This window comes from Streptomyces sp. NPDC111516 (genome assembly GCF_055635345.1).
Genome location: NZ_JBVKBV010000005.1, coordinates 74,066 through 85,666, shown reverse-complemented (window position 1 = coordinate 85,666; position 11,601 = coordinate 74,066). Strand labels below are relative to the sequence as shown.

At 71.2% G+C, this 11,601-nt stretch carries 8 protein-coding genes; 5 read left to right on the top strand and 3 right to left on the bottom strand.

From position 1 onward, the window contains the following. Positions 1-8: 8 nt before the first annotated feature. Positions 9-1,886, top strand: a complete 1,878-nt coding sequence (locus ACZ7L9_RS12565) for an amidohydrolase (protein ID WP_471414790.1) — start codon at positions 9-11, stop codon at positions 1,884-1,886. Between the two features lie 107 nt (positions 1,887-1,993). Here ACZ7L9_RS12565 and ACZ7L9_RS12560 read toward each other — a convergent pair whose 3' ends face one another. The 3 genes from ACZ7L9_RS12560 to ACZ7L9_RS12550 are packed head-to-tail and all read right to left on the bottom strand — an operon-like array spanning position 1,994 to position 6,885. Further along, positions 1,994-3,826 carry a glycoside hydrolase family 36 protein gene (locus ACZ7L9_RS12560; protein WP_471414788.1) on the bottom strand — a complete coding sequence of 611 codons (1,833 nt, stop codon included), beginning with the start codon at positions 3,824-3,826 and terminating at the stop codon, positions 1,994-1,996. Between the two features lie 18 nt (positions 3,827-3,844). Then, on the bottom strand, positions 3,845-4,699 hold the full coding sequence (locus ACZ7L9_RS12555; protein ID WP_471414786.1) for an alkaline phosphatase family protein: 855 nt from the start codon (positions 4,697-4,699) through the stop codon (positions 3,845-3,847). A gap of 59 nt (positions 4,700-4,758) precedes the next feature. Beyond that, on the bottom strand, positions 4,759-6,885 hold the full coding sequence (locus ACZ7L9_RS12550; RefSeq protein WP_471414784.1) for an alpha-galactosidase: 2,127 nt from the start codon (positions 6,883-6,885) through the stop codon (positions 4,759-4,761). A 179-nt stretch (positions 6,886-7,064) separates the two neighbouring features. Here ACZ7L9_RS12550 and ACZ7L9_RS12545 point away from each other — a divergent pair, with 179 nt between their 5' ends. The 4 genes from ACZ7L9_RS12545 to ACZ7L9_RS12530 all read left to right on the top strand — a co-directional run bounded on the left by ACZ7L9_RS12545 (position 7,065) and on the right by ACZ7L9_RS12530 (position 11,550). Further along, on the top strand, positions 7,065-8,264 hold the full coding sequence (locus ACZ7L9_RS12545) for an ROK family protein (RefSeq protein WP_471414782.1): 1,200 nt from the start codon (positions 7,065-7,067) through the stop codon (positions 8,262-8,264). Positions 8,265-8,403: 139 nt separating this feature from the next. Next, positions 8,404-9,687: an ABC transporter substrate-binding protein gene (locus ACZ7L9_RS12540; protein ID WP_471414780.1), complete on the top strand. Its 1,284-nt coding sequence runs from the start codon at positions 8,404-8,406 to the stop codon at positions 9,685-9,687. Positions 9,688-9,692: 5 nt separating this feature from the next. After that, entirely contained in the window at positions 9,693-10,697 is a 1,005-nt protein-coding gene (locus ACZ7L9_RS12535) for a carbohydrate ABC transporter permease (protein WP_471414778.1), read from the top strand. A gap of 7 nt (positions 10,698-10,704) precedes the next feature. After that, positions 10,705-11,550 (top strand): carbohydrate ABC transporter permease, encoded by an 846-nt coding sequence (locus tag ACZ7L9_RS12530; protein ID WP_471414776.1) that lies wholly within the window; start codon positions 10,705-10,707, stop codon positions 11,548-11,550. Positions 11,551-11,601: the final 51 nt, after the last annotated feature.

The window sequence follows — 11,601 nt, the reverse complement described above, 5'->3', positions numbered from 1 at the left end:
GAGTGGTCATGACTTCTTCTCTCGCCCGGCGGACCGTGCTTGCCGCGGGAGCGGCCGGACTGGTGGGCGCGGCGGCCGGCCCCGCGGCCGCTGCGCAACCGAGTGCCGCGGCCCTGGTCGTCCACAACGCAAAGGTGTTCACCGGGCTCCCCGGTGCCCGCCCCGTCGAGGCCGTGGCCGTCGGGCACGACGGCCGGATTCTTGCCACCGGCCGGGGCCGCGACCTGCGCCGTCTCACCGGGCGGGGCACCGAAGTCGTCGACGCGCGCGGGGCGACGGTGATGAGCGGCATCCACGACGGCCATGTGCACCCGCTCTCCGCGGGCGACCGCTCACTGCGCCCCTCCCTGGAGGGCGCCGAGACGACAGCCGAGGAACTCCTGGCGATCCTCACCGGTTTCCTCCAGGACTCGCCGGGCCAGGAGCCCGACGGCTGGCTGGTGGTCTCGGACTGGAACCCGATCGGTCTGCTGCCGCACGGCACCCTCCCCCACCACTCCCTGCTCGACAGCCTTCCCACCCGCCGCCCGGTCGCCCTCGTCGGGGGCGACGGCCACAACATCTGGGTCAATGCCCGTGCCCTGGAGATCGCCGGCATCACCGCGGCGACCCCCGATCCTGTGGGCGGAAAGATCGTGAAGGGGCCGGACGGGAAGCCCAGCGGCGTGCTCAAGGACGACGCCCAGCCCCTGGTGACCCGTCACATTCCGGAACCGAGCGAGGCCGATCTGGTCGCCGCCTGCTCCCGGGTCCTCGCCCAGGCGGCGGCCTCCGGGGTGACCACGATGATGGACGCGATGGTCGGGCAGAGCGAGTTGGCGACGTATCAGGCTCTGGCGAACGCGGGGTCGTTGCCGCAGCGGATCGTCCCCGCGATCAGGATCGACGCGGACCTGGCGAAGGACCCGAAGGCGGCGCTTGCGTATGCGCGCGGGCTGGAGCGCTCCTTCCGTAACGTACCTGGGCTGCGGTTCGGGACGATCAAGGTGTTCCTCGACGGGGTGATCGAGTACCCGGCGCAGACGGCGGCGCTCCTGACGCCCTATCTGGACGGCTCCGGACACCCGACGGACAACCGCGGTGAGCTGTACACCTCCGGACAGGATTACGGGCGGCTGACCGCGGTCTTCAACCAGGCCGGCTGGCAGATGCATGCCCATGGGCTCGGCGACCGCGCGGTGCGCACGGCGCTCGACGGCTACGCGTACGCCCGGCGCACGACCGGGCTGCGCGGTGCCCGCAACACCATCGCTCACCTCCAACTGGTGGACCCGGCGGATCTGCGGCGGTTTGCCGAACTGGACGTGGTGGCCTGCATGCAGCTCCAGTGGGCGGAACAGGACACGTGGACGATGGATGCGCTCCTGCCGTACATCGGGCCCGAGCGTCACCGGTGGATGTACCCTGCCCGCTCCCTGGAGCGGCACGGGGCCCGGCTCTCGGGCGGTTCGGACTGGCCGGTGGACCCGCTCCAGGTGTGGAACCAGATCCGTACGGCGATCGACCGCACGGGCGCGGAGGGCGACGGGCCGCTCTACCGGGAGTTGGAGGGGTTGAGCCGTACGTCGGCGCTGCGGATGCACACGTACGGCACGGCATGGCAGCTGCGCATGGACCGGCTTACGGGAACCGTCCGCCCTGGGCTGGCGGCGGACCTGATCGTTCTCGACCGTGATGTGACAAAATGCCCGGTGGCCGATATCAGCGACGCCCGTGTCGAGCTGACCCTGGTGGGCGGCCGGGTCGTCCACGACGCGCACTCATCGGCGGGCCGGGCCGCGGTCGCGCGACTTGACCGGGCCACCGCCGCGCCCCGCCCGTCGGCGTACGCGGCGGTGCACGGCGGACGACACCGGGCCTGCGGCCACGGCAACGACCGGGCGTAGCGGTCCGGTCCCCGGACAGCCGCTTCCGCATGCGGGCCCACTCCTGGGCCCGCATGCGGAAGGCGTCGAAGACGGCCCCACCCGGCGCCGCCCACCCGGGGAGCGGGTCAGCCGGCCACGGTGAGGCGGCACAGACCGGACGGTGGTACGTCGAGCGCGTGAACGCCGCCGGTGAGCAGTCGCGTGGCGGCCGGCCGGGGACGTCCGTCGGCGCTGTAGGAGTGGACGCGGACGACGACGGGCTCGGCCGGCTCGGGGGTTTCGACGAGGAGCCGGGCCCTGGGGGTCGCGTTGACGAGGGTGAGAGCCTGCCATGGCCCCTGGGGGAGGCGGAGGACCGTGTCGGCGTAGGCGGTGATCACCGTCTCGGTCGCGGAGTGGGCGGTGACGTGCGGATAGAGCTCGTCCGGCCGCCCCGTCTCGTACGTGCCTCCGATGAGTGCCGGCCGAAGCCGGTGCCAGCTTTCGAGCCAGAAGGCGAGGGTGTCCCGGTGTCCGGGGGAGAGCCGGGAGAGGCGGGTGGAGATCTGGGGCACCGCGTGCAGGGCGCCCTGGACGTGCCGGGCGACGGTCTCGGGTGTCGCGTCCGGGTCCCACATCAGCATGTCGGAGTGCACGACACCGCCCGGGGCGAGCAGAGCGACGTCCAGGGTCCGCACGCGGTTGGCGACGGGGTCGGCCGGACAGTCCGACGCGCGCAGCGCGTTGGCGAACGTCGTCATGGCCGGTCCGGTGTAGGGCTGGCGCAGTTCCAGGACCACGTGGTCCCCGCGCAGGGACCGCAGTTCGTCGCGCAGCCGCGCCAGAAGCTCGGCCAGGGCATGCCCGACGTCGGCGATGTAGCCCGGCTCCCGCGCACTGGACGGCGGGGTGTCCGCGTAGGCCATGACCTCGTCCAGGAAGTCGAGCTTGAGTCCGTCGAGATGGTTCTCCTCGACGAGTCCGCGACAGGTGGTGACGACGTGGTCGCGTACGTCGCGGTGGCGCGGATCGAGCACATGACAGTCCAGATGCGGCACGTACCGAGGTGCGCGCCCCGCCCATGCCCGGTGGGCGTCCGAGCGGTTCCCGAGGAGCAGCGGCGCGATCCACACGACATGGCGCAGCCCCAGGCCGTGGATCTTCCTGACATGGCCGGGCAGATCGGGGAACTTGGCGGGATCGGGCAGCCAGTCGCCGCAGCCCGCGTAGCCGCGGCCGGCGCCGTGCAGTTGCCAGCCGTCGTCGAGGAAGAGCTGGCCGCAGCCGAGTTCGGCCGCGAGAGCGGCCTCGGCCTCGACGTCGGCCGCGTTCACGTCCTGAGTGAAGGCGTACCACGTCGAGTACACCGGTGTACGGGCGAAGTCCGGCACCGGCAGCGGGCGTACGGCCGGAAGCTCCGTCAGCCAGTGCCGTAGCTCTCGCAACGCCGCCGCCACGGTGACGCCAGGGGTGGCGAGGCGTACGAGGCAGCTCTCGCCCGGCGCGAGCGCGAAGCGCAGCCACACGCCGAAGCGCTTGTGCTCCTCGGACACCCCGAAGCGGATCAGGCTCTGCCCCACGACACGGTCGGTGGCGAACGCGAGCAGGCTCCGCCCCGCCGCGTCGTACAGGCATCCGGCCGGTGCGGAGCGGACGAGCGACAGGGGCCGCCAGGCCGACCAGTCGGCGGGCAGCGTCCGCTCCCACCCCGCGTCGGGGTGCCAGAAACCTGCGGCGTCGCCGAGCGGGACGTCGAGACGGACGGTGACCTGGGCCGCCGCGCTCGCTGTGACGCGCACGAGGGACGGCTGCCCCGGGGCCGTCCCCCCGGCCGCGCCGACAGCGCCGCCGGCGGCATGGACGCTGACCGTCGCACTGTCGACGTGGAGGGCGGAGGGATCCCGCCACCACTGGTCGTCGTCGAAGGGCGACGCCGTGACGTGGTCCGCCGCGACGAGTGGGAAGGGGGTGGTGTTCACGGAAGTCCTCCGGTCGGATCACGGGGCGAAGGGGGTGCCGTCCAAGGTCCAGTGGGAGTCTGGGGTGATGCCGAGGGCGGTGTAGACATGGGCGGCGACGTCGGAGTGGTGGAGGGCCGACGGGGCCTTGCCCGCGGGCAGACCGGGACCGCACGCGGCGACCCAGGCCGTGCGCTCCTGCGGGCTGCGTCCCCCGTGGCCCCCTTCGTCGCGATGGCCGTGGTCCGTCACCACGATGATCGTCCACTGCTCCGCCGCGTTGCCGGGCCGCTGCCGTACGGAGGTGAGGAGTCGGCCGAGCCGCCGGTCCGCGGCCTCGATGGAACGGCGGTACTCCTGGCCGCAGCCGAGGAAGTGGGCGGTCTCGTCGACGGCGCCCAGGTAGACGAATCCGGCGTGGAGCTCCTCGTCCAGGCCGAGAAGGTGTTCCGCCTCGGCGGTCACCCTGTCGTCCGCCTCCTCCCATGCTTCGGGGGTGTCCGCGCGCGGGGCGACGTAGCCGAGCCGGGTGGGAGCGACGAAGAGCGGGCCGCCCTGCTGTGCGAGGAAGAGCGGCGCCCAACCTCCGACGGCGAAGGTCCGCAGTCCGCAGTCGGCGGCGAGGCGGGTCGTGAAGTCGGGGAAGACGTCCAGGCGGTTGCCGTCGAAGCGGTTGGCCCACACCCCGTGCTTGGTGACGCCGACGCCGGTGACGATGGTGGTCCAGCAGGGGCCGGACATCGTCGGCGTCCCGGGGTCCACCTCCACGGGTACCAGGAAGCCCGCGCGGGCGATCCCGTCGAGGTGGGGGGTGTCGAGTTCGGGGAGCAGGTCGAGGCGTACGCCGTCGATGCCGACCACCAGTACGCGGGCGGTGTGCTGGGCGGTGTCCATGGGCGGATCCAGAGGTTTCGTGGGTGGGCGAGGGAATCAGGCGTCGTGGGGCACGGCGCTCAGGGGCCGACGCGGCGGAGCCGGATCAGGCTGCTGGCGTAGTCGCCGACGGGAAGTCGCGGGTCGATGCCCTGGTGGACGAGGACGGCACCGCCGTACACCCGATTCAGGTCCGGATCCAGATAGCGCGCCTCGGGGTCGAGCGCGGGCAGCCGCACCGGGGCCGGGCGGTGACCGAAGCGGGTGGTGGGGCGCCAGACGAGAACCACGTGCTCGCTGTCATCGGGCGCCGCGTAGTGCACGGCGGTCACCGGGCCGCCCGAGGTGACGCGGTGCTGGGTTCCCCGCTGCACGAGCGGGCGGATCCGCTTGTACTGGGCGACGAGCTCGGCGGCCTCTTCGAGTTCCTCGTCGGACCAGGACGCCAGGTCTCCGCCCAGCCCCAGCGCCCCGGCCATGGCGACCTGGAAGCGGAAACGCAGGGGGGTGTGCCGATCGGTGACCGGGTTGGGGCTGTCGGTGACCCACGCGGCCATGGCCTGGGCGGGGAAGAGTTGGGAGAAGCCGTGGTGGATGCCGATCCGGTCAACCGGGTCGGTGTTGTCCGAGGTCCAGGCCTGGTCGGTGCGGGCCATCATGCCGAGGTCGACGCGCCCGCCGCCGCCCGCGCAGGCCTCGATGCGCAGACCGGGGTGGGCGGCACGGAGCCGGTCCATGATCCGGTGGACGGCCCGGGTGTGATCGATCCACACGCGGTCCGGGTCGGAGCAGCCGTCCCAACCGGCCTCGGTGAAGGCCCGGTTGGCGTCCCACTTGAGCCAGTCGACGTCGTGGTCGCGCACCAGGCGGTCGAGGGTCCCCTGGGCCCAGGCCTCGACCTCGGGCCGGGCGAAGTTCAGCACCAGTTGGTTGCGGAGCTCGGTCGCGTCGAGGCGGGGGGAGTGGACGACCCAGTCCGGATGGGCGCGGTACAACTCGCTGTCGCGGTTGACCATTTCCGGTTCCACCCACAGCCCGAACTCCATGCCGAGGCGGTGCACCTCGTCGGCGAGCGGACGCAGTCCGCGGGGGAAGGCCTCGGGACGGGGAGTCCAGTCGCCGAGCCCGGACCGGTCGTCGCGGCGGGTGCCGAACCAGCCGTCGTCCAGGACGAAGAGCTCCGCACCGAGCCGGGCGGCCAGGTGCGCAAGGCGGATCTGGCCGGCCTCGGTGACGTCGAATCCGGTGGCCTCCCACGAGTTGTAGAGGACCGGCCGGTCCCGGTCGGGCTCCGGCAGTACGTGCCCGCGTACGTAGTCGTGCCAGCCGCGGCTGGCCGCGCCGAAGCCGTGCGGGGTGTAGAGGCCGGCGTACACCGGTGTGCGAAGGCTCTCGCCCGGCCGCAGAGTCCAACTGAGGCCCTCGTGACCGAAGCCGCCGGTCCAGGTGGTGCGGCCGACCGGATCGCGGTGGACCGTGACGCGCCAACTCCCGCTCCAGGCGAGCGCGGTGCTCCACACCTCGCCCCGCTCCTCGCTCGCGGTGCCGTCATCGAGGGCCAACCAGGGACTCGCGTGGTGGCCGGTGAGTCCCCGACGGCTCGTCAGTACGGTCTCGGCGACGGGGAGCCGGTCGCGCTGGAGCTGGAACTCGCTGTTCCAGCCGCCCACCAGATGGCTGAGCCGGTAATCGGCCAGTGCCGGAGCGGTCCAGGAGGCCGAGTCCAGCCGGTCGACGGTGACTGGATCGGGCGGGCCGTCCGCGGCTCCGGTGTGGGTCAGTTCCGTCCAGCGCTCGACGACGTCGGTGCCGGGCCGGACGCGGTAACACAGTTCGGCCCGCAGGGGGCGGTGCCGGTCGTCGAGGCGAAGCCGGAGATCGCCGCCGTCGACGGTGTGTCCGGCGAAGCGCCACTGGGCGCCGCGGGTGCCGTCGGCGAAGCGGACCTGAAGGCCGGCCGGTCCGAAACGCGCCCCGGTCTGCGGTGCGAGTTCGTCGGCGGCGGCGTCCGCCTCGAAGCTGCTCGCGGCGGGGGAGACCGCTTCCGGCAGCGCGGCCAGGGTGTCGGTGTCGAGCGGCGCGCCCCAATACAGGTGCCGGGGGCTGCCGTCGGGGGCGACGCGGAACGCGTACACGCTGTTCGGCGTGGACAGGACCGCGAGACCGAGGTCGGGATCGAAGGTGACGAGCGGGAGCGTGGCGAGCACGGATGGGTCCCCTGACGTGCGGAGAGGAACAGGGTCTTATCCAGGGCGGCGTGGGCAGAGCACGGCCGACGCCGCGATCCGGTGCCCTGGACGGGCACGGAGGCGGCCCCGAGCGTAGGACGGCACCAACTCCTAAATCAATACTGGAAGAAGTTATTTATTTGCTCTACGTTTCTCCCGTGTTTCGACATCACCCCCAGCCTTCGACGCCTTTGGTCAGTGCGCCCGCCGAGACCGCGGTCCTCGCCCTGCTCCTCGCGGAGGGACCGCTCAGCAGAGTGGAACTCGCGCGGCGGACCGGGCTCTCCTCGACGGCCGTCACCAAGGCGGCCAGACCGCTCATCGACGACGGCTACCTGTACGAACTCCCGCCGGAGCGCACCGCACCCGGTGCCGGCCGGCCGGTCAACCCGCTCGCAGTCGCTCCCGACCGGGAGTACTTCGTCGGACTGAAGATCAGCGTCGACCAGGTCTTCGGCGCCGTCTGCGATCTGCGGGCCGGCATCCGAGCCGCGGCCGGCCGGCCGCTCGACGTGTGCACCCCCGAGGTCGTCGCCGCCCGCGTCGCCGAGCTGGTCGGCGAACTGCTGGACGCCGAACCCGCGTTCCGGGACCGTACGCGCCACCTCGGCGTCGCCATGAACGGGGACGTGGACCGCGAAACCGGCAGGCTCCGCCACTCCGGCCTCCTCGGCTGGCGCGACGTCCCACTCGCCGAACTGCTCACCGCCTCCACCGGTCTGGCGGTCACCGTCGAGAACGACGTCCGGGCCCTGACCGTCGCCGAGCACTGGTTCGGCGAAGGCATCGGAACCGGCCACTTCGCGCTGGTCACCATCGGCGCAGGCATCGGCTCCGCGCTCGTCGTCAACGGGCACCTGCTCAGAGGGGCCCATGGCGTGTCGGGCGAGGTCGGACACATCTGTGTCGACCCGACCGGACCGCTCTGCCGCTGCGGCGCGCGCGGCTGCGTCGAGGCGATCGCGTCGACCGACGCGATTCTCGCGGCGGTCCGCCATGCCGCCGCGAACCCGCGCCTCACGTTCGACGAGGTCGTCGAGATGGCCCGGGAGGGCCATCCGGCGGCCCGCGAGGCCTTCGCCCGGGCCGGACGGGCCATCGGGGTCGGCATTGCCGCACTGGTCAACCTCGTCGGCCCGGAGCGTGTCGTCGTCAGCGGTGAAGGGGCCGACGCCTACGACCTGTTCAGCCGTCACATCCAGGACGCGTACGCCGAACACGCCTTCGGAGCGGCGTCCCGGTGCCCGCTGTCACTGCGCCCGCTGCCCTGGGAGGAGTGGGCCCGCGGTGGCGCCGCCGTGGCCATACAGGCCCTCTTCCCACAGCCCGCGGCCACCCCCACGATCGGCGTCGGCTGACCGAGGGTCACCCCCTCGCTCCGCAGCCTCGCGTACGACTCCCTGGCCGTCGCCCTCCACTGCCGGCAAGCACGGACGAAGGCGCCGACCAGGGAGCACATCCGCCCCGTACACACACCCTCACAGAAGGAAATGCGACATGAGCGCACGCAGAGCCGAGCTTAGCCGACGCGGATTCCTCACCGGATCGCTGCTCGTCGCCGCCGGAACGGTCCTGACGACCGCCTGCAGCACCGACCCGACCGGTGACTCCGCCTCCGGAGCGAAGACCACCCTCAACGTCTGGTACCACGCCTACGGCGAGGCCGGCACCCAGCAGGCGGTGCTCCGCTACGCCAAGGCCTTCACCAAGGCCAACCCGGACATAGCCGTCAAGGTGACCTGGGTCCCCGGCGACTACGCGGGCAAGCTCAACGCGACCCTGCTGACCGACTCGGCCCCCGACGTCTTCGAGATCGGCGACTTCAGCGAGAGGTTCGTCCGCGGCGGCCAGATCGCCGCCCTCGACGACGTGTACGGCAGCGCCAAGAGCGACTTCAACACCAACGCCATCAGCTCGGTCACCGTCGACGGCAAGCTCTACGGCGTCAAGGAGATCGACGACGTCATCATGCTCTACTACCGCAAGAGCGTCCTGTCCAAGGCCGGGATCACCCCGCCCACGACCTTGGACGGCCTCATCACCGCGGCGAAGGCCCTGTCCACCAAGAAGAACAAGGGCCTGTTCGTCGGCAACGACGGCATCGGCGACTCCCCGAGCAACGCCGTCTGGTCCAACGGCGGCGACCTCGTGACCCCCGAAGGCAAGGTGGCGTTCGGATCGGCCCAGGCGCTGGAGGCGATCACCGCCCTGAAGCGTCTGCACGACGACAAGTCGCTGCTGCTCGGCTTCACCACCGACTGGTGGGACCCCGCCGCCCTTACCCAGGACGTCGTGCCGATGCAGTGGTGCGGCCTGTGGGCGATGCCCGCCATCCAGTCCGCGCTCGGCGACGACTTCGGCGTCCTGCCGTGGCCCGCCTTCAAGGCCGGCGGCGCTCCCGTCGTCCGCGTCGGCGGGTGGACCAGCTGTGTCAACGCCAAGGGCAAGAACGTGGCCGCGGCGAAGAAGTTCGTCCAGTGGGTGTGGGTCGAACAGTCCGACCTGCAGCGGGACTTCGCCGAGAGCTACGGCTTCCACGTGCCGCCGCGCACGTCCGTGGCGGCGTCCGCGAAGAAGCTGTCCACCGGCGCCGCCAAGGAGACCGTGGAACTGGCTGCGAAGTACGGGAAGCACAACCCGGGCACCTGGGACACCGCCGTGAGCAGCACCTTCAACGCGGCCGCAATGAAGATCGTCAGCGGACAGGGCGATCCGGCCGCCCTCCTCGCCGACGCGGTGAAGAAGGCCCAGAGCGAGATCGACAAGCAGCTCGGCCGGTGAAACCGATGAACTCGGCGACCGACACTCCTCTGCAGCCCGAGCACGCAGGGCGCCCCGCGGTCACCCCGCGGGGCGCCGCCCGCACCGGCCGGGCCCGCGCCGGTCGGCCTCGCGTCGGCCGGTCCGGCTGGATCGCGTTCGTGCTGCTCACCGCGCCGGTGCTGATCGGGCTCGGCATATTCAAGTACGTCGCGATCGGCTGGAGTTTTCTGCTCAGCCTCAGCGACGCGCGCGGCACCATCTCCCTCGGCCACTGGGTCGGACTCGACAACTACCAGACCCTCCTGTCCGACCAGGCGTTCCGTGACTCGCTGGTCACGATCCTGCTGTTCACCGCCTTCATCGTGCCGGTCACCTTCGCAGGCTCCTTCGGGCTCGCCCTGTTGGTGCACCGGATCCGGCGCAGCAGGGCCCTGCTGCGCACCACCTTCCTCATCCCGACGGCCGTCTCGTACGTCGCCGCGTCACTGCTGTGGAAGATGTGCCTGTTCAACGGTCTGCCAACGGGCATCGCGAACATGATCGGCGGATGGTTCGGGGCGGAGCCGGTGGCCTGGCTGCAGTCCACCTCGCCACCGCTCTACTGGATCGTTCTCGTCACGCTGCGTCTCTGGCTCCAGGTCGGCTTCTACATGGTGCTCTTCCTCGCCGGGCTCCAGGCCATCCCCAAGGAGCTCTACGAGGCCGCCGCGCTCGATGGCGCCAAGGGCCGGCGACTCCTGACCGGGATCACTCTGCCCATGCTGCGCAACACCTCCGTCGCCGTGCTGATGCTGCTGTTCATCGCCGCCTTCCAGGCCTTCGACGAGTTCTACAACCTGTTCAACAGCGGGCTCTCCGGAACTGGAACGGCCCCCGTACAGACGCCGCTGGTCCACCTCTACAACACCGCCATGGGCAGCCAGAACTACGGCCTCGGCTCGGCCGGAGCCTTCGTGCTCACCGCCCTCATTGTCGGAGTGACCCTGATTCAGGGACGGTTCACCGGATTCGGCAGGAGCGGAGAATGAGAAGCGCATGATCACCCTGCCCGGACTGTCCCGATCCGCGCGCATCCTCGCCCGCGGCCTCCTCGTCGGCCTCCTCACCGCGGCCTTCCTGGCGCCCTTCTACCTGCTGCTCCGCAACTCCCTCATGGACTCCCAGGGCCTCACGGCGCCGGAGTGGACGTGGTGGCCCTCGACGATGCACTTCGAGAACTTCACCGCCCTGTTCGACGACCCTGCCGTCTTCATGGGCCAGGCCCTCGGCAATTCGCTGCTCATCGCCGCCGTCACCGCACCGGTCTCCACGCTCCTCGCCTCCGCGGCCGGCTACGCACTCGCCCGGATTCCGGTCCCGGGACGCGGTGTGGTGCTCGCCCTGGTGGTGGCCACGCTGATGATCCCCGGCTCGGTCACCTTCGTACCGACGTTCGTCGTCGTCGGCTCCATGGGCGGTGTCAACACACTGTGGGGCATCATTGTGCCCGGCCTCTTCAACCCGTTCGCGGTCCTGCTGTTCCGCAACTTCTACCTCCAGTTCCCGAGTGAGATCGAAGACGCCGGACGAATCGACGGCCTGGGCTGGCTCGGCCTGTACCGCCGGATCGCCCTGCCGAGCTCCGGAGCGATGCTGGCCTCGCTCGGGGCGCTGTCCTTCATCGACAGCTGGAACTCCTTCCTGTGGCCGCTGGTCATCGGCCAGGACCCGTCCGCCTGGACCGCGCAGATCGCGCTGTCCACCTTCCTCACCTCGCAGACCATCAACCTGCCCGGTCTCTTCGCCGGCGCCGTCGTCACCATCACGCCCCTGGTCGTCATGTTCCTCGTCGCCCAGCGCTACATCGTCGAGGGCATCGCCACCAGCGGCCTCAAAGGCTGATCCACCGCACCACACCGTTCCACACCACGCACAAGGCAGGCACACGTCCCC